22 protein-coding genes, 3 tRNA genes and 1 pseudogene are annotated in these 24560 nt (G+C 48.0%); 14 read left to right on the top strand and 12 right to left on the bottom strand.

The genetic code is table 11. The annotated features are described in order from the left end of the window. Nucleotides 1-218: 218 nt before the first annotated feature. Together mltB and hrcA are read right to left on the bottom strand one after the other, a co-directional pair. Nucleotides 219-1265 (bottom strand): lytic murein transglycosylase B, encoded by a 1047-nt coding sequence (mltB, locus tag EJO50_RS08765; protein WP_125973393.1) that lies wholly within the window; start codon nucleotides 1263-1265, stop codon nucleotides 219-221. Nucleotides 1266-1355: 90 nt separating this feature from the next. Continuing rightward, nucleotides 1356-2363 (bottom strand): heat-inducible transcriptional repressor HrcA, encoded by a 1008-nt coding sequence (hrcA, locus tag EJO50_RS08760; protein ID WP_125973391.1) that lies wholly within the window; start codon nucleotides 2361-2363, stop codon nucleotides 1356-1358. 156 nt (nucleotides 2364-2519) lie between these two features. Here hrcA and EJO50_RS08755 point away from each other — a divergent pair, with 156 nt between their 5' ends. The 3 genes from EJO50_RS08755 (at nucleotide 2520) to tadA (ending at nucleotide 5931) form a co-directional block, all read left to right on the top strand. Beyond that, the gene (locus EJO50_RS08755) at nucleotides 2520-3395 is read left to right on the top strand and encodes an NAD kinase (RefSeq protein WP_125973389.1); all 876 of its coding nucleotides are present in this window, start codon (nucleotides 2520-2522) and stop codon (nucleotides 3393-3395) included. Nucleotides 3396-3571: 176 nt separating this feature from the next. After that, the gene (recN, locus tag EJO50_RS08750; RefSeq protein WP_125973387.1) at nucleotides 3572-5227 is read left to right on the top strand and encodes a DNA repair protein RecN; all 1656 of its coding nucleotides are present in this window, start codon (nucleotides 3572-3574) and stop codon (nucleotides 5225-5227) included. Nucleotides 5228-5451: 224 nt separating this feature from the next. Then, a complete protein-coding gene (gene tadA / locus EJO50_RS08745) occupies nucleotides 5452-5931 on the top strand; it encodes a tRNA adenosine(34) deaminase TadA (RefSeq protein WP_125973385.1) in 480 nt (159 codons plus the stop codon). Nucleotides 5932-6179: 248 nt separating this feature from the next. Here the strand turns inward: tadA and EJO50_RS08740 are convergent, their stop codons facing one another. Further along, nucleotides 6180-7067 carry a LysR family transcriptional regulator gene (locus EJO50_RS08740; RefSeq protein WP_125973383.1) on the bottom strand — a complete coding sequence of 296 codons (888 nt, stop codon included), beginning with the start codon at nucleotides 7065-7067 and terminating at the stop codon, nucleotides 6180-6182. Nucleotides 7068-7202: 135 nt separating this feature from the next. Between EJO50_RS08740 and EJO50_RS08735 the strand changes: the two genes are divergently transcribed. Next, complete coding sequence (locus EJO50_RS08735; protein WP_206434348.1) at nucleotides 7203-7661, top strand: lactoylglutathione lyase family protein; 459 nt, start codon at nucleotides 7203-7205, stop codon at nucleotides 7659-7661. A 160-nt stretch (nucleotides 7662-7821) separates the two neighbouring features. Here EJO50_RS08735 and EJO50_RS08730 read toward each other — a convergent pair whose 3' ends face one another. From EJO50_RS08730 to gspL, 5 genes and pseudogenes are all read right to left on the bottom strand, one after another. Beyond that, on the bottom strand, nucleotides 7822-8160 hold the full coding sequence (locus tag EJO50_RS08730; protein WP_125973379.1) for a P-II family nitrogen regulator: 339 nt from the start codon (nucleotides 8158-8160) through the stop codon (nucleotides 7822-7824). Nucleotides 8161-8209: 49 nt separating this feature from the next. Then, nucleotides 8210-8929 carry a type II secretion system protein N gene (gene gspN / locus EJO50_RS08725; protein WP_125973377.1) on the bottom strand — a complete coding sequence of 240 codons (720 nt, stop codon included), beginning with the start codon at nucleotides 8927-8929 and terminating at the stop codon, nucleotides 8210-8212. Beyond that, entirely contained in the window at nucleotides 8926-9237 is a 312-nt protein-coding gene (gene gspM / locus EJO50_RS08720; protein ID WP_505712051.1) for a type II secretion system protein GspM, read from the bottom strand. Before gspM ends, gspN begins: the two co-directional genes overlap by 4 nt. Before the next feature lie 9 nt (nucleotides 9238-9246). Next, nucleotides 9247-9336, bottom strand: a pseudogene (locus tag EJO50_RS17865) (hypothetical protein); the annotation flags it as partial. 64 nt (nucleotides 9337-9400) lie between these two features. Continuing rightward, nucleotides 9401-10456: a type II secretion system protein GspL gene (gene gspL, locus EJO50_RS08715; RefSeq protein WP_125973373.1), complete on the bottom strand. Its 1056-nt coding sequence runs from the start codon at nucleotides 10454-10456 to the stop codon at nucleotides 9401-9403. 234 nt (nucleotides 10457-10690) lie between these two features. On the opposite strand from gspL, the gene EJO50_RS08710 reads away from it, so the two are divergent. From EJO50_RS08710 to EJO50_RS08675, 9 genes are all read left to right on the top strand, one after another. Next, nucleotides 10691-10775 (top strand) — tRNA-Leu (locus EJO50_RS08710). A 200-nt stretch (nucleotides 10776-10975) separates the two neighbouring features. Beyond that, entirely contained in the window at nucleotides 10976-11140 is a 165-nt protein-coding gene (locus EJO50_RS17155) for a hypothetical protein (RefSeq protein WP_164521464.1), read from the top strand. Between the two features lie 42 nt (nucleotides 11141-11182). Beyond that, nucleotides 11183-12490 carry a trigger factor gene (gene tig, locus EJO50_RS08705; protein WP_125973371.1) on the top strand — a complete coding sequence of 436 codons (1308 nt, stop codon included), beginning with the start codon at nucleotides 11183-11185 and terminating at the stop codon, nucleotides 12488-12490. An 89-nt stretch (nucleotides 12491-12579) separates the two neighbouring features. Further along, nucleotides 12580-13212, top strand: coding sequence for an ATP-dependent Clp endopeptidase proteolytic subunit ClpP (clpP, locus tag EJO50_RS08700; RefSeq protein ID WP_125973369.1), 633 nt, complete (start codon nucleotides 12580-12582; stop codon nucleotides 13210-13212). Between the two features lie 127 nt (nucleotides 13213-13339). Further along, entirely contained in the window at nucleotides 13340-14590 is a 1251-nt protein-coding gene (gene clpX / locus EJO50_RS08695; protein WP_125973367.1) for an ATP-dependent Clp protease ATP-binding subunit ClpX, read from the top strand. A gap of 171 nt (nucleotides 14591-14761) precedes the next feature. Further along, complete coding sequence (gene lon, locus EJO50_RS08690) at nucleotides 14762-17176, top strand: endopeptidase La (protein ID WP_206434347.1); 2415 nt, start codon at nucleotides 14762-14764, stop codon at nucleotides 17174-17176. Between the two features lie 85 nt (nucleotides 17177-17261). Continuing rightward, complete coding sequence (locus EJO50_RS08685) at nucleotides 17262-17534, top strand: HU family DNA-binding protein (protein ID WP_046352775.1); 273 nt, start codon at nucleotides 17262-17264, stop codon at nucleotides 17532-17534. 157 nt (nucleotides 17535-17691) lie between these two features. Beyond that, nucleotides 17692-17767: transfer RNA gene (locus EJO50_RS08680), tRNA-Val, on the top strand. A gap of 31 nt (nucleotides 17768-17798) precedes the next feature. After that, nucleotides 17799-17875, top strand: a tRNA-Asp gene (locus EJO50_RS08675). 267 nt (nucleotides 17876-18142) lie between these two features. Here the strand turns inward: EJO50_RS08675 and EJO50_RS08670 are convergent. The 4 genes from EJO50_RS08670 to EJO50_RS08655 form a co-directional block, all read right to left on the bottom strand. Continuing rightward, a complete protein-coding gene (locus EJO50_RS08670) occupies nucleotides 18143-19465 on the bottom strand; it encodes an RCC1 domain-containing protein (RefSeq protein ID WP_125973365.1) in 1323 nt (440 codons plus the stop codon). A 77-nt stretch (nucleotides 19466-19542) separates the two neighbouring features. Next, entirely contained in the window at nucleotides 19543-20817 is a 1275-nt protein-coding gene (locus EJO50_RS08665) for an Ig-like domain-containing protein (RefSeq protein ID WP_125973363.1), read from the bottom strand. A gap of 78 nt (nucleotides 20818-20895) precedes the next feature. Continuing rightward, nucleotides 20896-21108, bottom strand: coding sequence for a hypothetical protein (locus EJO50_RS17735; RefSeq protein ID WP_164521463.1), 213 nt, complete (start codon nucleotides 21106-21108; stop codon nucleotides 20896-20898). Nucleotides 21109-21293: 185 nt separating this feature from the next. Further along, entirely contained in the window at nucleotides 21294-21473 is a 180-nt protein-coding gene (locus tag EJO50_RS08655) for a hypothetical protein (RefSeq protein WP_125973361.1), read from the bottom strand. 1156 nt (nucleotides 21474-22629) lie between these two features. On the opposite strand from EJO50_RS08655, the gene EJO50_RS08650 reads away from it, so the two are divergent. Continuing rightward, nucleotides 22630-24462, top strand: a complete 1833-nt coding sequence (locus EJO50_RS08650) for a SurA N-terminal domain-containing protein (protein WP_164521462.1) — start codon at nucleotides 22630-22632, stop codon at nucleotides 24460-24462. Nucleotides 24463-24560: the final 98 nt, after the last annotated feature.

Here is a 24560-nt window from a genome sequence, read left to right as displayed (position 1 = left end):
ACTCTCATAGTAAGATTTTGAGCATAGCTGCAAATTAATACTAAACAGTGTGCCCGGATTCTGTTGGTGCTTTAAGCAGGTGCGTAAAACCAAATACTGCATAGGCAAGCGCACCATTGGGGTTTGTGTGGGGAAGGAGTAAAAGACGCTTGTGTGCTGCATTGCGTCTTTTACCTGCTTCACAAGCTATAGCTATATAGCTATAGCTGTCGTAAATCTTACCGCCATCCCCCCTGTTTTTTAACCGTTTTTGCGGGTTTTGCAGGGGTTCTGGCCGGTTTTAAATCATCACCTTCCCGATAACTTTTTAAAATGCTTTCAGAAAGCTGTAATACCGCTGTCGCATAAAGCGTGCTTTTGTTGTAGCGGGTAATGACATAAAAATTATTAAAGCCCAGATAGTGGCTGGTAAAGCCCGGCTCGGTTTCCAGTGAAAACAGGACCGCTTTTTGCTGGACATCGAGCTCACTCATTGGCACTACGCCTTTTTGCATCAGTTCGGACACGGTGTAGTGCAAATTAAATTTATCAGCAAATACATCGCTCATATCCGTATTGATATTGACTGCGGTATAGGCCTGCTGGCCTTTTTCCCAGCCATGCGCTTTTAAGTAATTTGCCACACTGGCAATCGCGTCATCGGGGTGATTCCAGATGTCGCGATGGCCGTTCTGATCGTAATCAACGGCATACTGGCGAAATGATGAAGGCATAAATTGTGGCCAGCCCATGGCACCCGCGTAGGAGCCGGTAAAGTCCATCGGGTCTTCATTTTCTTCACGGGCAAGCAGTAGAAATTCGGTGAGTTCTTTTTGAAAGAATTCAGCACGGCGCGGGTAATCAAAGGCAATGGTGCTCAGTACGTCAAGAATATGAAAGCTTCCGGTATTTTTACCGTAATTGGTCTCGGCTCCCAGGATAGCCACAATGATTTCTGGCTCTACCCCGTAGCGCTCGCTAATTTCTTTGATGGCAATCGCGTGCTCGCGCCAGAATTTGGCGCCTGCCAGGCTGCGGGCGGGATTTACAAAGTTAACGCGAAAGGTATACCAGGGGCGGGCGGTAGAAGGCCGGTCCAGAATATCCAGAACATTACTTTTAAGCGTGGCCCGGCTAAGTGTTTGCGTCAGTTCTTCTTCAGTAAACTGGTGCTTTTCTGCCGTTGCCTTGATATAAGCCTGCACATCTTCACGGGCAACCAAAGCTTCATCGGCATGTGCCATGCCCAGCAGGCTAACCAGTAATAGGGGGATAAGTTTACGCATAGTTTTCGCTTTTCTATAAAGTGGTTTGCATTGTCAATGAAAGGCGGTGCAATGATATGGGAATATTGGCAGCAAGCAAGGGTTGAAAAGTCACAAAGAGAGCGCTGTGGACAAAAGCTGGGCGGTGATGTCGACAATAGGAATTACTCTTTCATAATCCATCCGGGTGGGGCCAATCACGCCTAGTGTGCCAACAATTTCACCATTAACGCGATAGGGCGCTGTGATTACAGAGCATTCATCCAGTGGAGCCAAGCCTGATTCACCCCCGATATAAATTTTTATACCATCGGCGTGGTTGCCTAAATCCAGCAGTTGCAGCAGGGCCGTTTTTTGCTCGAAGAGAGCAAATAGCTGGCGCATTCTGGCTACATTGGAGGATAAATCCCCCACACCCAGCAACTGGTGTTCACCTGCAATTACTACAGAATCACTGCGGTTACTTAATTCTGCACCTACAGCAACGGCAGCATTCATCAGGCTGACAATATCACTTTTTAAGCTGACTAATTCTTTTTGCACAATATGGCTCAGGGCCGCCAGTGTTTTGCCAGAGCAGTATTCATTTAGGAAATGAGCGGCTTCTGTGAGCTCGCTGGCACTATAAATACGCTCGGTCTGTAAAATACGGTTTTGCACATCACCATCACTGGTGACTAGAATCAGCAAAACACGGCGCTCAGACAGCTGCATAAATTCGATTTGCTTAAGCAAAAGATCGTGGCGCTTAGGGCTTTGCACAAGGCCGGCAAACTGGGTGAGCTGCGATAAAATCTGTGAGGCTGCGGTGACACTGCGCTGCGGGCTGTCAACAGGGAGCTGTAATTCGCTTAAGGTGGGCGAATCTAAAGTTTGCACTGTGAGTAAGGAGTCTACAAAAAGCCGGTAGCCCAGCACGGTAGGAATGCGGCCGGCTGAGGTATGCGGGCTTGCGACAAAGCCTAGTGCTTCCAGATCAACCATGGTATTTCGGATTGTTGCAGAGCTGATATCCAGCCCTGAAAAATGCTGCAGGGCTTTGGAGCCAACAGGCTGGCCTTCAGCAATGTAGCGCTCGACGAGGGTTTTAAGTAGAATTTGAGAACGATCGTTCAGCATATTGGGCGGCGACGGTGGGCTATGTTGCAAATTTTACTTCGTTTTACAAGGAGTTTTACTTTGGGGCAAGCACCCGCCTGGAGAAAACACGGGCAAAGTACTTTAAATTAACTGACTGCTGCTGTTATTTTTTTAAAAATCGGGTCTAATGAGCTTATGCGTAGTTTATTGTTCAAAACCATCGCCGTAGTGGGGCGCACGGGCACCCCTACTTTGGGAGAGCCTATCCGCCGTCTTGCTGCTCTGCTTGCAGGGGCGGGGGTAAAAGTCCTGCTCGATCAGGCGAGCGCCGCAGAGCATGGCATAAGCGAACATCAGGATGTCAGCCGCGATAATATCGGCAAAGTGGCTGATCTGGTTATCGTGCTCGGCGGTGATGGCACTATGCTCGGAGTGGCGCGTCTGCTGGCACCTTATCGCATTCCACTTGTGGGAATCAACCAAGGCCGCCTGGGTTTTATGACCGATATATCGGTTGATGAGATGGATGAGCTGGTGATGGACATGCTGTACGGGGAGTTTATTCCCGAAGAGCGCATCTTGCTTGAAACCACGGTGGTGCGTGATGGTCATGAAATTGACAACGCCTTAGCGTTTAATGACGTGGTTTTTAGCCGTGGCAGCACGGGGGCCATGATCGAGTTTGAAATTTTTATTGATGGCCGTTTTGTTTATAGCCAGCGCTCAGATGGCCTGATTATTTCAACACCAACCGGCTCCACAGCCTATGCGCTGGCGTCCGGCGGTCCGATTTTACATCCCAGCTTACCGGCAATTGCACTGGTGCCCATTTGCCCGCAATCATTATCGAATCGCCCGATTGTGGTGAATGATACCTGCGCGGTTGAGTTTTTACTGACCCGTGCCCAGGATGCCCGTGTTTATTTTGACAATCAGTCGCACTGTGATTTACAAGAAAAAGATCGCGTACTGATTAGCCGCTACCGCAATACCCTCAGGGTGTTGCACCCAAACAGTTATCATTATTACGACACCCTGCGCGAAAAACTACGCTGGGGCGAGCGTTTGTAAGTGATCACTCAATTTAATTCAAAACCCAAATCTTGAACCACAGAGAGCACGGAGGACGCAGAGCTACACGGAGTAAAACTATTGAAATTAAGTTTTACTCCGTGTTCTCCTTTACTCTATGTTTTAAGATTTGGGTTTGTTTCGTGGCAACCGTAACCAAGGTGTAAAAACACGCCATGCTGCTTTCTATTTCGCTTAAATCCTTTGTCATCGTGCAAGAGCTGTCGCTTGACTTTCGCTCAGGCTTAACGACCTTGACCGGTGAAACGGGGGCGGGTAAATCGATTGTGATCGACGCACTGGGTTTGCTCCTGGGGGGGCGGGCAGAAAGTACAGTGGTGCGTCATGGTGCCGAAAAAGCTGACTTGCAGGCACGGTTTGCTCCGCCTAAAAACGTACAGGCCTGGCTGGAAGAAGAAGCTTTGCTGGGGGACGAGCCAGAAGAGTTGTTGATTCGCCGCAGCATTGACAGCAGTGGCAAATCCCGCGCCTGGATTAATGGCATTGCTGCAACGCTGACACAGCTTAAATCGCTGGGCGAGCAGCTGGTAGATATCCACGGTCAGCATGCGCCACAATCCTTGCTGCGCTCCGAGGTGCAGCGCGAATTGGTTGACGGCTATGCAGAATGCACAGGCCTTGCAAAAGACGTGGCGGGTTTATTTAAAGATTGGAAAAACGTTGTTGATGAGCTGGCGGTTGCCGAGAATAACGCCGAAGCCTTTGATGCGGAACGTGAACGCCTGCAATGGCAGGTGGATGAAGTGGCCGCCCTGCAATTTACCGCTGCAGAATGGCCGGAGCTGCAAGCCGAGCATAAGCGCTTGCATCATGCTGCCAGCCTGATTGAAGGCGTGCAAAGTGGTTTATTGATGCTCGCTGATGGCGATGAAAACTGCCAGTCCTGGCTGGGATCGGTAGCGGGGCGTTTATCTGCTTTGGCTGATTTTGATGCGGGTATCTCCGAAACACTGGAGCTTTTGGCCAGTGCTGAAGCGCAGCTGACTGAATCCGTGTATGCATTGCGCCGCTATGCCGATCACTTAGAGCTAGATCCGGCCCGCCTTGCCGATGTGGAAAGTCGCCTGGATGCGATCTTTCGCATGGCACGTAAATATCGGGTAGAGCCTGCCGAGCTGCCGGAAAAACTGGCCGCCTGGCAGCAGCGCCTTGCCGAGTTAGGCGGTAGTGCGGGCCTGGATGCGGTGCGCCGCCGTGTTCAGAAATTAGAAGCTGATTATCGTAAAGCAGCCAGACAATTATCGGTTAGCCGTAAGGTCGCTGCCGATAAGCTCTCGAAAATGGTGACTAAAGAATTGCAACTGCTGGCGCTGGTGGGCAGCCGATTTGAAATTGTACTGCATGCCCATGAGGCTCCTGCGAGTTTTGGTTTGGAAACGGTGGAGTTTATGGTGGCCAATCATCCGACGACCCCGGCAAGAGCAATGGCCAAGGTGGCATCGGGTGGCGAGCTATCCCGTATCAGCCTGGCTCTGCAAGTGATTACCAGCCAGGTGGCGAATGTGCCTACACTGATTTTTGACGAGGTGGATGTGGGTATTGGCGGCCGGGTGGCCGAAATTGTTGGCCGCATGCTGGCGGATCTGGGCGCGGCGCGGCAAGTGCTGTGTATTACCCACCTGCCGCAGGTTGCCGCCTGTGGGTTCCAGCAGCTGCAGGTGAGCAAAACACAATCGAAATCCGGCGTATTAAGCACCATTCATATGCTGAGCGTGGAAGAGCGCATCGAAGAAATTGCCCGCATGCTGGGTGGCGTGGAAATTACCAGTACTACCCGCCAGCACGCGGCAGAAATGCTGGGCGTGGCTTAAAAAATTGCAAAAAATCTGTAAACACAGAGCGCAGGGAGAACAGAGAGAAAAAACACCTACCTAACTATGATGATTAACTAGTACGTTTATTACAGCAGGTCGCACGCGAAGACCATTATGCTGGTGGAAAAATTGAGCAAAGAGTATGACCAGGGATGCTGGCAGTGTGATTTCTCATGGTTTTTTCTGTGTCTACAGAATTTTTTTGATTAAGTAGTATGTTGATGAATGATTTAGATTTTATGCAGCAAGCCTTGCTGGGGGCTGAGCGGGCGAAAGAGCTGGGTGAAGTGCCGGTAGGGGCAATTGTCACTTATCGCGGGGAGATTATTGGCCGCGGTTGCAATCAGCCCATTTTGCGTCACGATCCCAGTGCCCATGCAGAGATGATGGCGATCCGGCAGGCGGCGCGCCATTTGGGTAACTATCGCCTGCCCGAGTGCGAGCTGTATGTCACGCTTGAGCCTTGTATTATGTGCGCCGGGGCCATTTTGCACTCCCGTATTAGCCGGGTTGTTTATGCGGCAAAAGATCCTAAAACCGGTGCAGCAGGCAGTGTGATCAACCCTTTTGCAGATTGCCGTTTAAATCATCAAACGCAGCTGGTGGATGGGGTGATGGCAGATGAATCTTCGGCTTTGCTTAAGGTGTTTTTCCGTGAGCGGCGCCAAGCTGAAAAAGAGCGCAAGAAAACTGCCGTATAAATTTCACTTTAATGTTACATAGTTACAGCTGCCGACGGTAATTAATCTTTGATGTGATCTGGTTTTATAAAAAAATATATTATTAGATATTGTGTATTTTAATGCTTTGTAAAATACAGGTTTTTATTGGTTTGAAATTAATTAGTAATTTTAAAGATTTATTAATTAATAAAATATTCTGAGATTGCCCGGGCTATTTTCTATATTTGGTTCGGGGCGGTAAAGTTATATGGCGAGGTAGAGCGCTTTTAATTGTTGTTTGATTTTAGATATGCGCTTATTTCTTCCAGAACATACAATCCTGCTGCAGAAACCGGCCACTCAGCCCGGTGAATCAACCATAAAGTATCATTGACCTGAATTTCGTTATTGGCAATACGGATTTGCTCTGGTTTGTTAAATGCATTGACTGCAAATCGGGGCAAAACGGTAAAGCCCAGCCCGCGCGCCACTGGCTCTAAAATCAGGCTGATCTGATTGGAGAAACCACGAACTGGTAGCTGGCTCACCCGCTGCCCGGGGTGGGTACGGGCAAAGAGGCGTGAGGCCATATCCATTCCGTCGGGGTGATTGATTAATCCCAATTCGCATAACTCTTCCCATTTTTCCCCTGCCCAGCTCATGGGCAAAACAAGGCAAAGTGCTTCCTGTGTCAGCTTACTGCTGCAAAGGCGTTCATCGCTGACGCTGCGGGCTACAATGCCCAGCTCGCATCGCCTGGTTAATACCGCAGCAATGATGTCATCAGTTGGCGCGATGCGGTGCGTTACGGTGAGTTGCAGGTGTTGCTGCTGTAGTGTCAGAAGCTGCGGATACAGCGCCAGGCCCACACTGCCGGGCGTTGCGATCGAGATCTCGCCACAATAAGGGTTGTGATTGCTTAGATTGTTGTGCAGCCGGGTGTGGGCCGTTTCGATTTCGTTTGCATATTCGAGCAGTATTTTTCCTGCCGGAGTCAGCTCGATTTGTCGCGGGCGGCGAATCAGTAAAGTGCCTAGCTGGCTTTCCAGCCGCTGCAAATGCTGGCTGACTGCTGCTTGAGTGATATTCAGGCTATCGGCCGCCCGTGTAAAACTACCCTGCTGGTTTACCGCCAGAAATGAGCGTATCCATAGTGGATTGATCCAGTTTTGCATAATGAATATTTATCAAACCTATAACTTTGCATCGATTTTAATTATCGCATGTGAAGCTTAAACTGGCATCACTACTTAAAACATGCGAGGCAGTAAATGACTTATCCACGGAATTTTTCTCATATTGGAATCAGTGTGACGGACCTGGACGCGGCGGTGAAGTTTTATACCGAGGTGCTGGGCTGGTATTTGATTATGCCGCCGACAACCATTACCGAAGATGATTCGGCTATTGGCCAGATGTGCACCGATGTATTTGGTGCAAACTGGCAGTCCTTCCGGATAGCCCATCTGTCTACCGGGGACAGGATTGGGGTTGAGCTATTCCAGTTTGTTAATGCCGAGCAGCGAGAAAACAATTTTGAATACTGGAAGAGTGGAGTGTTTCATTTTTGCGTGCAAGACCCGGATGTAGAAGGACTGGCTGCAAAAATTGTTGCCGCGGGGGGAAAGCAGCGCATGCCGGTTCGCGAATATTATCCTGGTAAGAAGCCGTTTCGCATGGTGTATATGGAAGATCCATTCGGTAATATTCTGGAAATCTACAGTCATAGCTATGAATTAACTTACTCGGCCGGAGCCTATCAAAAGTAAGCCTGATTGCTTGAGCACAGCGGTTCTGCGGGTATCGCAAAAGTTGAGGGTAAATATTTTGTGGTGATTATGCAGAGACATAAATTAACTACACATTTAATACAAAATGCGGCCATTCAAGCCGCATTTTGTATTTTGAAAACGATGAAACGGGTACTTTTTAGATAGCCTGCTCGTTTATTTCACCGGTGCGAATCCGTACAACATATTCAACCGGGCTGACAAAAATTTTGCCATCGCCAATTTTACCGGTATTGGCGGCTTTTACGATTGCTTCGATGGCCGTTTCCACTTTATCGTCCTCAAGCACGACTTCAATTTTGGCTTTGGGCAAAAAATCGACCACATATTCAGCGCCGCGGTAAAGCTCGGTATGGCCTTTCTGGCGGCCAAAGCCTTTAACTTCTGTCACGGTGAGGCCGGAGATACCCAACTCTGACAGGGCTTCACGGACTTCGTCCAGTTTAAAAGGCTTGATAATAGCTTCGATCTTTTTCATTTTTTTTCCTTGTCTCGGTGGCTTTCTGCTGGAGTATAGGGCGGAGTGTTTATGTGCCAAGTCTGAGTTCGTGTTGCTCGCCGTTTAACGGCATGCGATCAAGTAGCGGAGCAAAAAGGCCCTCTTTGCCACTGGCAGGTTTAAGCTGGAGCGAGCCCTGAGGGCCACGCCGGGGATCTATTTTTCCCTGCCCTGAAATAGCCAGTGCGGCCCCGCTTTGAGTGCTGATGGTCCAGCTTAAATCAGGCTGCAATTTAATCTGATAGCTGCCAAAGGGATTGGCCTGCACAGAAACGAGCGAGCTGGCATTTTGCCAGAGTAAATTGATTTCACCGGACAGAGAGGGACTTATCTGTTGGGCTTCCAGTATCAGCTGGCCACCCAGCTGGAAAGGGGCCAGTTTTTTGTCGATGGCAAACAAAGGCGCTGCGGGCAGGGTGAGCCTGACTGACTCCAGGCGTTTACCACCGGCACCCAGTATTAGATAAGCTTTGCCTGGCTGGCTGCCGTAACGGGTATCCAGTTGCCAGCTTAGTTGTCCTTTAAACAGTTTAAGGGGCTGCCACTGCCAGCGCACTTCATCCAAAAGTTGCTGGCCGCCGATGCCCAGCGGGGTCAGTCTGCCTGACCAGATCGTACCGCTGACCCCGCCCGCTTGCATGGGGGCAGGGAGGTATTTGAGAATAAATGAAGCTGGAAATTGCAGAATCAAAAATAAAATCAGCAGAGGGATCAGCCATTTACTGCGATGATAAATATATTGCTTCATTGGCGTTCTACCTCTGCACTTAGCTGCACAATGCCATTGTGCTCGGCACTACTGATTTGCAGGCGATTAATCTGCGAGCCCGTTTCGCTGCGAAGTGCCGCAAGCAGGGGGAGTGCATCGGCAAAACGGATTTGTGCAACTTTAATCTGCAGTTTGTCTGTGGCCAATGCCTGAATATCCGCGCTGGTATTTCTGGCGTCCAGGCTGGCTTGTACTGCTGTGCGAAAATCACCATTTTGGCCAGGCCCTGCCGGTGTTGATTTGATCTGAGCAAGCTGTCTTTGTAGCTCTGCAAGCTGCATCTGCATCTGGGGAACCTGCTTGCCCAGCTGTATTCGGGACGCGTTAACGGGCTGCCAAATGCCAGCATATAAAATTGCAAAAAAAGCAAACGCACCGCATGCCATCAAGTAAAGTCGCTCACGGGGTTTACATTGTTGCCAGAATTCTTTCAGTTTATTCATAAGGGGCTCACTTTACGGCCTGGGGGCGAATCAGAACTTTTGTCTGCCCTGTTGCAGCAGGCTGAGTCTCTGCAGAGAGTCCTGCTCCTTTAAGTTGTGATTGCAAGCTGCTTGCCTGGGAGTCCGGCAGCTCCATAATGAGCTGTCCATTACTGTAATCGAGTTGCACCAATTGCAGGCCGTTGCCAGCGATACTGGCTACGCGCAGGAGTAAATCCAGTCCGTCGTCATTGCCGTTACTCAGCCCGCCGCGTTCACGTAGCTTGCTTTGCAGCTGTAAAACAGGATCAAACACAGGCTCGCCAGGAAATGCTGCTGCATAGGTCTGGCGCATTTCGCGTTGTAAGGCCAGTTTGCTGCTGCGTAATTGCCACCAGTCTCCTATTTGTCCGGCCAAAACAAGTGCAAAAATAGCACCGAGCAGCAGTCCCGGCGTCTGCAGAATTTTCCAGTCAAAGCGCCACTGACTGCGCTGGGCAAAATCACCTTGCAGTAAATTGGTGCCTGGTACGGTGTTTTGTATCAAATCAGCCAGAGTTGCGTCTTGCCGTACGGCTTCTCCGATCAGTGCATCGACAATATCAGGCTCATCAAACTGGCTGTATTGTCCTTCCGGGCTGCGGACAATACGAGTCTGTTGATCCTTGGCTACGCACCAGCTCGTACTGTCAGGCAGAAAGTCGTAAAGACTCCATGCTGCAGAAGGGTTTATACGATGCTCGGCGAGTAAGCCAAGATAATGAGTCAGCCACTGGCGATCTACGGCAATGATTTTATTATTCTGGTCATTTAGCCCAAAATGAAGTGAAGCAGCAGGACTTAGCAGGCGATCTTCTAAAAGATGGGGCAACAGCTTTTGCCGCTTTGCCAGTGATTGTCTTGGCAGCTCGGCACGATAAACATTGGAGAGTGCTGCAGGGATGATTAGTTCGGTGCGCTGGGAGCGCGGAAGTTTGTCGAGCGATGCCGAGCCGGATTGCTGGCCGGCAAACCAGCGAACCTCTGCCGTAGCAGAGTCGCAAGGGGGAAGAATACGCAGGAGTGTATGTATATGATCGTTCACGGAAGGGGTGAAGTAAGAGTGTATAGGATGGAAAGCTGTGCGGAGTATGACATAAACTTTTTGTAGGCTGTATCAGATTGCGATTATCTTACTGGCATATTAAAGATTTTTTTTGTTTGTTGTGGACATAAGCTTAAGCTACTTTAAAATATTTTTAGAGAAGTACTTGGCAAAGTTAGATCCTTCATCTAGAATGCGGGTCTTCATTCGGTGCTAGGCGCAGCGATGTGAAGTGGGGGGTTGGCGGAATTGGTAGACGCACTGGATTTAGGTTCCAGCGCCGTAAGGTGTAAGAGTTCGAGTCTCTTATCCCCCACCAGATATTTTGAAAAAAGCCGTAAGAGCAGTGCTCTTGCGGCTTTTTTGTGTCCGGAAATTCTGGACTAGTAAAATCTGTTCACATTGAAAATACAGCAGTGCATCTTCACTTTTTTATTGGCTCAGGCTTGCTGCCCAGGCCTTGCGGCTACTATGTTTTTTGCTGTACGGGGTCTGGTTAATAATTCTGTTTGGATTTGCATGCTGTTGTGCGCTAAACTCACCGACTTTGCTGGTAAATCGCGGTGGGCGCTGCGTGCTGATCTGGTTTTTCTGCTTAAAGTTATGAAGAAAAACAAGGGAGGCAAAGATCGGTTGATTTGCCGCGTCGCTGCTGCTGAGCTGGCTTTATCCCCTATTTATTAAGATGCGTGTACGCGCGTTGATCCCTCATAGGAATGGTTTGAAATGCAAGTACAACTAGAAACCCTGAATCAACTCGAGCGTCGCCTGTCTATTTCCGTGCCTCGGGAAGAAATTACCGAACAAGTTAACGCGCGTTTGAAGCACGTTGCTAAAACAGCAAAAATTGCTGGTTTCCGTCCGGGCAAAGCGCCGATGAAAATCGTTGCACAAAACTACGGCTTCCGTATCCAGGAAGAAGTACTGGGTGAAACGGTTGAAGTAAGTTTTGGTCAGGCCGTACAAGAGCAAAAGCTGCGCGTAGCAGGTTACCCACGTTTTGAGCCAAAAGATGCGGCGGAAGAAACGGGCGATTTTCAGTTCTCGGCTACTTTTGAAGTGTACCCGGAAGTGGTGATTGGCGATTTAGCTGCTGCTCAAATTGAAAAGCCGGTGCTGGAATTATCAGATGCTGAAGTAGATAAAACAGTTGATATTCTGCGCCGCCAGCGCACCCGTTTTGAGCGTGTAGAACGCGCAGCTGCCGATGGCGATCGCGTGATTGTTGATTTCAAAGGCTCAATCGACGGCGTATTGTTCGATGGTGGCACTGCTGAAAACCACGCTTTCCTGCTGGGCAAGGGGCAAATGTTGCCAGGCTTTGAAGCTGGTGTGATCGGCATGAAAGAAGACGAAACCAAATCGGTAAGCGTTGATTTTCCTGCGGATTATCACGGCGCTGATGTTGCGGGCAAAACTGCAGTATTCGAAATCACGGTTAAGAACGTAGCTGCTGCAATCTTGCCGGAAGTGGATGCAGAGTTTGCAAAAAGCCTTGGCATTGTTGATGGCGATGTAGAGAAAATGCGCGCTGAAGTGCGTGGCAATCTGGAGCGCGAAGTGCGTTTCCGTCTGAAAGCCCGTGCCAAAGAAAACGTCATGACTGCGTTGATTGCTGCAGCGCCGCTTGATCTGCCTAAGGCTTTAGTGCAGTTGGAAATCGGTCGTCTGGCTGAAGGTGCACTGGCAGACTTGAAAGCACGCGGTATCGACCCAAAGTATGTGCCGTTCTCGCCAGAAATGTTCGAAGCGCAAGCTCAGCGCCGTGTTCACCTGGGTTTAGCTTTGGCTGAGCTGGTGAAAGGCAGTGGTTTGGAAGCGAAAGCAGAACAGGTAAAAGCGGTTATTGAAGATTTGGCGCAGAATTACGAAGATCCAAGCGAAGTCGTCGCCTGGTATTTTGAAGATCGTGAGCGTTTGGCAGGCCCGGAATCAATGGCATTGGAAGACAATGTGGTTGAGTTTGTGCTGGCTAAGGCACAGGTAACTGAAAAAGGCGTGTCCTTTGAAGAACTGATGGGCCAGCAGGGCTAATCATTCTCGGTTATCAGAGGTGCTACGATAAGGTGTCATCAAGGTGACACCTTATCGTTTGAATGACCATAAATTTCTGAGAGAAAAAGATGTCGAGACAAGAGTTTGATCCGCAAAACCTTGGGTATATCCCAATGGTCGTTGAGCAAAGTGGTCGTGGCGAGCGTTCTTATGATATCTACTCGCGCCTCTTAAAAGAGCGTGTTATTTTCTTGGTTGGCCCGGTAAACGATCAAAGCGCAAATCTGATTATTGCGCAGATGCTGTTTTTGGAATCCGAGAATCCAGATAAAGATATTCATCTGTATATCAACTCCCCGGGTGGCTCGGTCACTGCAGGTCTGGCTATCTACGACACTATGAATTTTATCAAGCCGGATGTGTCAACGATGTGCGTAGGGATGGCTGCCAGCATGGGTGCATTTTTGCTTTCCAGTGGTGCCAGGGGCAAGCGTTATGCTTTGCCTAATTCACGGATTATGATTCATCAGCCTTTGATTGGCGGCTTGTCCGGTCAGGCATCCGATGTTGAAATCCATGCGCGTGAACTCATTAAAACCAAGCGCTCCTTAAACGAAATGCTTGCGAAACACACGGGTCAAAGTATCGAAGCCGTTGAGCGTGATACAGACAGAGATAATTTTATGAGTGCTGCAGAATCGAAGGATTACGGTCTGATCGATGATGTATTGCAATCTCGTAGCACGGCAGCAGCCAAATAAGGCTGCGTCCAAGCGTGACAATGCCGCCAGCGTGCCTGGCGGTTTTTTATTCTAGTGGCCTGTCGGCTTGGTGGATTTAAATAAGACAGGCTGCAATGGCCCGTTTTTTTGGGGTGTAGGTTAAGCGATGTCAGAAAAACTCCTTTATTGTTCTTTTTGCGGTAAAAGCCAGCACGAAGTGGTTAAGCTGATTGCCGGCCCGCAAGTTTTTATCTGCAATGAATGCATTGAGCTTTGTCGTGATGTACTGAAAGACGAAGCAGCGGCTGTGATTGGCGAGGCTGAACAGGTTACAGATGGTAAGCGTGTGCCTACGCCGATGGAAATTCGGACCACGCTCGATTCTTATGTTATCGGGCAAGAGCGTGCTAAAAAGATTTTGGCAGTTGCGGTTTACAATCATTACAAGCGTCTGACCAGCAATAAGGCGAGTGATAATGATGTGGAATTAGCCAAGTCCAATATTCTTCTGATTGGGCCAACTGGCTCGGGCAAGACCTTACTTGCGCAGACCATGGCCAAGCTTCTGGACGTGCCATTTGTCATTGCAGATGCTACAACGTTAACCGAAGCGGGTTATGTGGGTGAAGACGTCGAGCACATTATTGCTAAACTATTGGCCCAGTGTGATTACGATGTAGAAAAAGCACAGCGCGGTATTATCTATATCGATGAGATAGATAAAATTGCCCGCAAATCCGAAAACCCTTCGATTACCCGTGACGTGTCCGGTGAAGGTGTACAGCAGGCACTCTTGAAGCTGGTTGAGGGCACTGTTGCCTCGGTTCCGCCTCAGGGGGGGCGCAAGCACCCAAACCAAGATATGCCGCAAGTTGACACCACTAATATTCTGTTTATCTGTGGTGGTGCATTTGAAGGCCTGGATAAGATTATTCGTAATCGCTCTGTAAAAAGTGGCATTGGTTTTGGTGCTGAAGTTATGAGCAAAGACGAAAACACTAGTGTTGGTAAAATGCTACACACGGTTGAGCCGGATGATTTGATCCGCTTCGGGCTGATTCCCGAGTTTGTTGGCCGTTTACCGGTGACAGCTACGCTGGAAGAGTTGGATGAAGCCGCGCTGGTTTCTATTCTGACCGAGCCAAAAAATGCGCTGATCAAGCAATATCAGAAGCTGTTCTCGCTGGAAGGGGTTGAGCTGGAAGTGGGTAAAGAGGCCTTGGCTTCGATTGCACACAAGGCCATGGAGCGTAAAATCGGTGCGCGGGGTTTGCGCTCGATTGTTGAATCATCTCTTTTGGATATCATGTACGAGCTGCCTTCATTAAAAGGGGTAGAGCGTGTAGTGGTGGATGAAACCGTGATCAAGAACTCAACCGCACCAACAATTGTGTATGCAGATCCGGCTGCAGCTTAAGCAGGAACAATGCTTGTGTGCAAGCTGAATGAGTGTTTTTAGATTCTGAATATTTCATGTGATTTCGGGTTATGTGAAATATTCAGGTCAGATTTTATTCTAGGGCATTGTATTTCCTTGCTCTCACCCCCATGATCTGGGGGATAAATTCATTATTGAGGACCCTTGTTGATGTCCCAAACTGTTGCGTTTGCTGACGATGTCCATTTGCCGCTGCTACCACTACGAGATGTGGTGGTGTTTCCGCATATGGTTATCCCGCTATTTGTGGGTCGCCCAAAGTCGATTCGCGCGCTTGAAGCCGCGATGGAAGATGGCCGCCATATTCTGCTGGTTGCGCAAAAAAACGCCCAGAAAGATGAGCCTGGCTTGGCCGATATTTATCCTGTAGGAACGATTGCCAGTATCTTGCAGATGCTGAAATTGCCCGATGGCACGGTAAAAGTGCTGGTAGAGGGTGGACAGCGTGCCGAGGTAACTGATATTGATGAAGAGGCGGGCTTTTATAGTGCTATCGCTCATCCGGTTGATGCCAGTGCTGAGCAGGGGCACGAAGTAGAGGCAATGCGCCGTGCTTTACTGACCCAGTTTGATCAGTTTGTTAAGCTCAATAAAAAAATTCCGCCAGAAATTCTTACCTCTCTGGCTGGCATTGAAGATGCGCATCGTCTCGCTGATACCATTGCCGCACATCTGCCTTTGAAGCTGGAGCAAAAGCAATCTATTCTGGAGATGTTCGATCTGCGTCGCCGCATGGAGCAGTTGTTAAAACAGCTTGAATCCGAGCTGGATATCTTGCAGGTAGAAAAACGCATTCGTGGCCGCGTGAAGCGCCAGATGGAAAAAAGCCAGCGTGAGTACTATCTGAATGAGCAGGTTAAAGCTATTCAGAAAGAGCTGGGTGAATTAGACGAAAATGCTGATATCGACGAGCTTGATAAAAAAATCAAAAACGCCGGTATGAGTAAAGAAGCAAAGGATAAAGCTGAATCCGAGCTTAAAAAATTACGCATGATGTCACCCATGTCAGCAGAAGCGACTGTGGTGCGTAATTACATCGATACACTGCTTGATTTGCCGTGGAAAAAGAAAACCAAAATCAGCAAGGAATTGCCCGCTGCAGAATTGGTGCTTGATACCGATCACTATGGCCTTGAAAAGGTGAAAGAGCGCATTGTCGAGTACCTGGCGGTACAAAGCCGTGTTGAAAAGCTTAAAGCGCCGATTTTGTGCCTTGTAGGGCCTCCTGGGGTGGGTAAGACCTCCCTGGGGGAATCGATTGCACGCGCAACTAACCGCAAGTTTGTGCGCATGGCTTTAGGTGGTGTGCGTGATGAATCCGAGATTCGCGGACATCGTCGTACTTATATCGGTTCGATGCCGGGCAAAATTTTACAATCGATGACTAAAATTGGCGTGAAAAACCCGCTATTTTTACTCGACGAAGTCGATAAGATGGGTGCGGATTTCCGTGGTGATCCTTCTTCTGCCTTGCTGGAAGTGTTGGATCCAGAACAGAACCATGCATTTAGTGATCATTATCTGGAAGTTGATTTTGATTTGTCAGATGTAATGTTTGTTGCCACTGCAAATTCACTAAACATTCCTCCTGCCTTACTGGATCGGATGGAAGTTATCCGTTTGTCGGGCTATACCGAAGATGAAAAAGTAAATATTGCCCTTAAGTACTTAGTGCCAAAACAAATTAAAGCTAATGGTGTACAAGAAGGCGAGTTGGTGATTTCAGATACCGCTGTGCGTGATGTGGTGCGTTACTACACGCGTGAGGCCGGCGTGCGTAGCTTGGATCGGGAAATTGCCCGGATCTGCCGTAAGGTGGTGAAAAGTCTTTTGATGAAACCAAGCGACAAAAAGATTACTGTTACCCCGAAAAATTTGGAAAAGTACCTGGGTGTGCATCGTTTTGACTACGGTATGGCCGAGCAAACTAACCAGGTTGGCCAGGTTACTGGCCTTGCATGGACTGAAGTGGGGGGGGAGTTGCTCACCATTGAAGCGGTAAAATTCCCGGGTAAGGGAAAAATGATTCAAACCGGAAAGCTTGGCGATGTGATGCAGGAGTCTATCCAGGCCGCTTTATCGGTGGTACGCAGTCGTGCAAAGGCGCTGGGGATTGACCCTGATTTCTATCAGAAAATTGATATGCATATCCATTTTCCCGAAGGGGCAACACCCAAAGATGGCCCATCCGCAGGGATTGGTATTGCCACTGCGATGGTATCGGTGTTGTCGGGTATTCCGGTTCGTTGCGACGTTGCAATGACAGGAGAGATCACGTTGCGTGGCGAAGTATTGCCAATTGGCGGTTTAAAGGAGAAACTGCTTGCGGCTCACCGTGGTGGGATCAAGCAGGTGTTAATTCCTGAGGGCAATGTTAAGGATCTTGCCGAGATCCCTGACAATGTGAAGCGCGGACTTACCATTCACCCAGTTAAGTGGATCGACCAGGTGTTGGGGTTTGCCTTGGAGCGTTTGCCGGAGATTTTGCCGGAAGAAGTTGTGAGTGTGGAGCCCGTTCTGCCGCAAGCTGGGGTGGAAGTGACCGGACAGCTTACAAAACATTAGTTGACACAAGATTTTGTGGCTTGCTATAAAGCTGTAGTCGATAGTTTAATCGTATCAATCCAATCAGAATTGTAAGGGGACGTAAGTGAATAAATCGGAACTCATCAACGCCATCGCAGAATCCGCTGGTCTCTCCAAGGCTGATGCAGGTAAAGCTCTGGATGCAACAGTAGAAGCCGTAACTAACGCATTGAAGGGCGGCGACGAAGTAACACTAGTCGGCTTTGGTTCTTTCTATGTGTCTGAGCGTGCTGAGCGCAGCGGTCGCAATCCACGCACTGGTGAGACCATTGCGATTGCTGCAGCAAAACAGCCTAAATTTAGGGCTGGCAAGTCTCTGAAAGATGCAGTACAATAATTAGCCTTACTTTCCTGACTATTTCTTTTTTAGTTTGGTAATGTGGCCTTAAGGTAATTTCTCGGTTTTTATGGGTTTTTACTTTTGCGCAAAACGATGTAGCGCCTGCATTTTATTTAGCTTAGGTAAGCGCGGTTTTTTTGTGTGAGACGGCAATGGGTGATTAGCTCAGTTGGTAGAGCGTCTGCCTTACACGCAGAATGTCGGCGGTTCGACCCCGTCATCACCCACCATTATTTCTATATAAAGGCATAGCGGTTTTGTGGAGTGGTAGTTCAGTTGGTTAGAATACCGGCCTGTCACGCCGGGGGTCGCGGGTTCGAGTCCCGTCCGCTCCGCCAGTAAAAAAGCCCAATCGATTGATTCGATTTGGGCTTTTTTCTTGTCCGAAATTTGAACATGCACAATGTGTTGGGTACTATCAGATTGGCTTTACTCTTAAGCCTTTACCATCACCACAGCTATTTACCGCGTTGTAGCTAAATGCCTCCGATTTACCCATAAATCCTTTATTTATCGTATTGATTTAAAATAAATGATTGAGATTGGATTGCCGTATTTTCAATTGATTTCATTAAAGCCTCATTGATTTGGGTGGTAGAGCAATATCAAGGACCAATCAGTGCCGCAAAGGCGCCGTTGCCACTAAAAATGGTTTGCACATTAGTCAGCTGTGCCTGCACTGCACTGCCATCACCGCCTAGGGATACAGAACCCCAGGTAACTACTGTGCCATCTTGTTTTAATGCTGCAAAAGCAGCGGATGTACTGAAGATTGCCCGCACATTAGTCAGCCGTGCCTGCACCGCAGTGGTATCGCCGCCTTGGGATGCAGTGCCCCAGGTCACCACTGTGCCGTCCTGCTTCAGTGCTGCAAAGGCGAGGTTGCTGCTGGAAATAGTCTGCACACTGGTTAACTGTGCTTGTACTGCACTACTATTACCACCAGCAGGATCTCCACTTGGGGCTCTTCCCCATGTAACTACGGTACCATCGGACTTTAGCGCCGCAAAAGTATAGCGATTGTTGAAAATAGCCCGCACATTGGTCAATTGAGTTTGTACGGCACTGCTATTGCCACCTTGCAGTGCAGTGCCCCAGGTCACCACGGTGCCGTCTTGCTTCAGTGCTGCAAAGGCCCAGGAGTTACTGCTAATAGTCTGCACATTGGTCAGTAGTGGTTGTACTGCACTACTATCGCCGCCTTGGGAAGCGGTGCCCCAAGTCACCACGGTGCCATCTTGCTTTAATGCCGCAAAAGAAGTTGATGCGCTGAAAACCGTCTGCATATTGCTGAAGATTGTTCGTACATTGGTTAGCAGAGGCTGCACTGCACTGCTATCGCCGCCCTGGGAGGCTGTGCCCCAGGTCACTACGGTGCCATCTTGTTTTAGTGCCGCAAAAGCAGTAGAGGTACTGAAGATAGACTGCACATTAACCAATAGTGGCTGTACCGCACTACTATCACCGCCTTGGGAAGCGGTGCCCCAGGTCACCACGGTGCCATCTTGTTTTAATGCCGCAAAAGCAGTTGAGGTACTGAAAATAGACTGCACATTAGTTAATAGTGGTTGCACTGCATTGCTGTCGCCACCTTGGGAGGCGGTGCCCCAGGTCACCACGGTACCATCTAGCTTTAATGCCGCAAAAGCATCCATCGTACTGAAGATTGTCCGTACATTGGTTAACAGTGGCTGCTCTGCATTGCTATTACCGCCCGAAGATTCTGCTCCCCAGCTCACTACTGTGCCATCTAGCTTTAATGCCGCAAAAGCAGTTGATGTACTGAATATCGTCCGCACATTGGTTAATAGTGGTTGCACTGCATTGCTATCTCCACCCTGGAGCACACTGCCCCAGGTGATTGCAGTGCCTTGATTTGTCACGGTTAGGTTTGCACTGGCACTTTGGCCATCCAGGGTGGCGGTCACAGAGGCATTTCCTTTGCTTATCCCTGTTGCCAGGCCACTGGCATTAATGCTGGCGGGCTCATTGCTGCTCCACGCAACTAGGGGGTTACATCCAGCGCTGCACCATCGCTGTAGCTGCCTTGTACCTTATAGCCCTGGGTTGTGCCTTTGGGAATGGTGGCATTTAGCGGTGTGATTGTCAGCCCTGTCAGGATTGCACTCGTTACGGTTAGGTTTGCGCTGATACTTTGGCCATCCAGGGCGGCCGTCACCGTGGCATTTCCTTCGTTTATAGCTGTCGCCAGACCGCTGGTATTGATGCTGGTGACGGTGGGCGCACTGCTGCTCCACGCAACCAGGGTGGTTACATCCAGGGTAGTACCGTCGCTGTAGTTGCCTTGCGCGCTGTAGTGCTGGGGTATGCCCTTGGGAATGGTGGTATCTGCCGGAGTGACTGTTAGCCCCACCAGAGTTGCACTTGTCACGGTCAGGTTTGCGCTGGTGTTTTGGCCATCCAGGGTGGCCGTCACCGTGGCATTTCCTTCGCTTAGGCCTGCTGCCAGACCACTGGCATTGATGGCAGTGACGACGGGGGTACTGCTACTCCACGTAGCCAGGGCAGTTACATCCAGGGCAGTGCCATCGCTGTAGTTGCCCTGTGCGTTATAGTGCTGGGTCATGCCCTTGGGGATAGTGGCATTTGGTGGCGTAATCGTTAGTTCTGTCAGGGTTGCATTGGTCACTGTCAGGCTTGTACTGGCACTTTGACCATCCAGAGTGGCCGTCACCGTGGTATGTCCTACGGTTAAACCTGTTGCCAGACCACTGGCATTGATGCCTGTGACGGCGGGCTCACTGCTGCTCCACGTAACCAGGGTAGTCACATCCAGGGTAGTGCCGTCGCTGTAGTTGCCCTGTGCGCTATAGTGCTGGGCCATGCCCTTGGGAATAGCAGTATTTGGTGGTGAGACGGTTAGCCTCGTCAGAGTGACACCTGAAATTTGCAGGGTACGTTTGCTGATCAGCTGGTCTAAAGTTGCGGTGATCTCTACGCTGCCAGCGCTTACTGTAGATGCCAAACCACTGGCCGAGATAGCTGCATGTTCATTAGATACGGCCCAGGTGACATCTTCAGTGGTCACTCGCGTCGTTCCATCGCAGTAGATCAGCGTTGCTTCATATTGAGCGTCAACCCCTATCGGTAACTGATCTATGCTGACACCTTGAGACAGGTGTTTTTGTGGAGCAACTTGGATTGATACTACTCTCTCGCAGGTGTTTGGCTGAGAAGGCAAACCAGTGCTTTCACCACCACATCCAGATAATAAGAGTGTGCTCATCATCGTAAACAATAAACCTAGTGTTATTTTCATGGTTTACTCATTGTTATAATATCGATAATAAATGGCTGTCTCAATGTTTTAGCTATATGGTAAGAAATGCAGCTGATTTTACCAGTGATAACTAAGTCTGGCATGAATTGTGTTCAAACTGCTGCCTTCCGTAGTATCACTACCAATTTTATTAATCCATTGATATTCAAGCATTGTCTTCCATGTTTTTGAAAGTTTATATTCAAAGTCAGCAGCAAGTAGTGGTGCTAATCCTGTATTATAGATTATATATTGAAAGGACTTTTTTATCCTTTTGTATCTGCCCGCCAAGCTAATCCACCTACCTTACTAAATAGATTGACGCGATTTGTGAGCACTATAGCTGATTTTATTGCCATGGAGACTTTTTGTATCTTGCCTTGATAAGGAGCATCACGGTGAGGTGTTCCATAGATGGATATATTGCTTTTATTTTCCCAAAATAATCATAACCGGCTTCAAATGCTAACCAAGGCTTAGCCTGCTAATAGCCCTATACCAAGCTCATTATTTTTACACTGACGATAATGGGATTCACATGCGTTATGAACATAAACCCATCCTGGCTTTATTTCCGTATAGAATTGGTTCTTTGTTGCATATGCTTGTTGCACAGGTGTGCTTAAAAACAGGCTTACTAAAATTTTATTATTCATAATATTTTCTTTGCAAACTCTTGGCGAAATAACTTTTTCTATTGATTGATGAGCTTTATATTAAATCGTGTTTATTTGTGGGTATCAGTGTTAAATTTTTTGATAGTCAATTGCATAAAGATGAAGAAAATACAGTTTTAGTAACAGATATACCGAGCTCTATTAGCTTGATTATTAACTTTTGGCTGTGGTCTTGCCCTGCTGGATGTTGTGGGCGTTATCAGGATGTACCACCTTTCACCACAGCGGGTTGGCCCTCTTTTTTAGTTCATTTAAAAGTAAAGGCCGGATATGCAATACCAATTGTTACCTTGGACTGATGCCGCACGATTTTATTTTAGGCATATGTTGCCGTAAGTTTAAAGCCACACTATGTTGTATTTTATCCATCTTTTTAAAAATACCATAAGTTAGCTATTTATAGTATGCATGTATGATTATAAAAATTAATATATGTCAATTTGATCTATTGTTGTTTTTCTCGGTTGTTTGATATGTGAGTGACATGGTTGTTGTCATGTTTGATTGATTTTTGCTTGCTGTGCCATTTGGTAATTGACTTAAGCTGTGTATTGCATACTTTTCAGATAAAAATGAATTAATTTAATAGCTAATTGTCTCTGATTTAAATTTTTATTATTTTGTTAGGTGTTTGTGAGTTAATTGCTGTATTTGTTGGTGACATTTTTTTTGTTGCATATATACATAAAAAGCCAAAATAATTTGTGATAGGTTTCAGTTGGTTGAGCTAGTGCACTAGTGATTTTGGTATTCAGTTTGCCAATATAGCGATAGTAAGCCGGGCTGATTGTAAAGCTGATGCAGGCCGCACGAAATAGGTATCACATCAGGGAGAAATGCCGTTACAGGCATTTAGTAAAGGCACTGTATGATAGGCAGTATGTCATTTTGTGTTGGTCTGAGTCAGATCGGGCGGGAATAAACTGTGAAATGCCTTAAAAATACTGATGTTGTGCTGCTGGATGGATTTTGTTGGCATGTATTGAGCCATTTTGATCGCGGTCATCCTTTTTGCCACTAAATGATCACAACAAAAAGCTAAGCAGAAATGTTTGGCTTTTGCCTGCCTGAGGAAGACAGACAGGCGTCAATCTGGCATTATATGCCGCGAATCACTCGCGGAGTTGCCTGTCTCATGTTTTCCTTTGTTGAAAAGAACAAAATCGCCGTTCAGGTGGTGCTTGGCCTCGTATCGTTAGGTCTTGTTGTTGGTGTCGGCTTAACTGGCTACAGCGCCATGGAAGATGGTGAATCTTATTTGGCCAAAGTGGGTAAAATTAAAATTACCCCTCATGAGCTTGCTCAAGCTATTGGTAATCGGGCTGTGCCCGATGAGATGAGGCCTATGGTGCTCGAACAGCTGGTTAGGAAGCAGCTGTTGCTGGAGCAAGCGGGTCTACTGCATCTTAATGTGTCTGATGATCAGGTTCGTAACGCCATTGCGGCTATTCCTGATTTCCAGGAAAACGGTAAATTCAGTGCGCAGCGCTATAAAGATCTACTTGCTGCTCAGCAAATGGCACCGCTTGATTTTCAAAAACGTGTACGTGACGATATTGCGAGTAGCTATTTGCTGGCAGGTTTCTCTAGTGGTATTCAATCGGCTGCAGTTACTCAGCATATGGCGGCTTTGTTAGGAGAGAAGCGTGATGTGGCCATGCTGCAAATCTTACCTGCTGCATTTTTGTCGCAGGTAACAGTGTCTGATGCTGAAATTAAAAAATATTATGATGCCCATGCTTCCGAATTTAAACTGCCCGAAATGGCCCGTTTAGAATATGTGGTTTTTTCGCAGCAAGAACTAGCCAAGAGTATTTCGGTAAATTCTGCTGACGTTAAAAAGTATTTTGAGGCTCATCAAGCCGAGTTGGCAGGTGAAGAGCGTAAGGCCAGTCATATTTTGATTACTCTGGCTAAGGACGCAAAGCCCGAGGCAAGGAAAGCTGCGCAGCTTAAAGCTGAGGCTATTTTACTTGAGCTAAAAGCAAATCCTGCACGCTTTGCTGAAATCGCTAAAAAAGAATCACAAGATCCAGGTTCGGCTGCTAATGGGGGGGATCTGGGATTTTTTGCTCGCGGGGCAATGGTGAAGCCGTTTGATGAAGCGGCCTTTAAATTGAAAAAAGGTGAAATCAGTGGTGTTGTGACCAGTGATTTTGGTTTGCATATTATTCGTGTCGATGATGTTCGTAGTAAAACGTTTGCAGATGTTCAGCCAGCAGTTGAACAGAAATTAAAGCTTGAAAAAGTAAGCCTGGCATTTCAGTCTCAGGCAGAAAAATTCAATGAGCTGATTTATCAGCAGGCAGATAGCCTGAAGCCTGCGGCAGAAGCCTTTAAGCTGTCTGTTCAGCAAAGTGACTGGCTTACTCGCGTCGGGGCTAAGGAAGAGTTGCTAAATAATGAAAAGCTTCGTGAAGCGGTCTTTAGTGATGATGTGTTGAAAAAGAAACACAACTCTGAAGCGATCGAAGTTGCCTCGGGCACACTGGTATCCGCCCGTGTTATTGAATCTAAACCAGCACAAGCACAAAAGCTTGAAGTGGTTCGTGAAGGAATTATCGCCAAGCTTAAGCAAGAAAAAGCACTGAAGTTAGCAGTTGAGGAGGGGAGCAAAAAATTGGCCGAGCTGAAAAAAGGTGGAGCGGATACTCTACCTTGGGCTGCAGCTCAGTCAATGGCCCGGATGGGGCAATCTGCTGTAGCTGAAGAGCAGGTAAAAGAGATTTTCCGTACTGCAGCGGATAAATTTCCAGCTTATGCCGGTGCAGAAATCAAAGGCCAGGGTTTTGCTTTGTTTAAGGTGTTAAAGTCAGTTCCGGCACCTGCGATGGATGATGTGATGCGCCGCCAGTTGGGTGACAATATGGCGCAAATGTATGGCCAGGTTGAGGTGGGTAGTTACTTACAGGCATTAAAGTCACAAATTAAAGTAGACTATAAGCTAAAGGCAATTGCAGCTGAATAAGCTTTGATCTGGTAATGAAAAATGGCAAGGAGCTGTGCCTTGCCATTTTTTATTTCAGCGATTGAATTTTCTTACTGCTATGCCGATATTAAGAATAA

Source organism: Iodobacter ciconiae (assembly GCF_003952345.1).
GTDB lineage: Bacteria > Pseudomonadota > Gammaproteobacteria > Burkholderiales > Chitinibacteraceae > Iodobacter > Iodobacter ciconiae.
The sequence above is the reverse complement of the archived record's forward strand: the minus strand, read 5'-3'. Positions and strand labels throughout refer to the sequence as shown.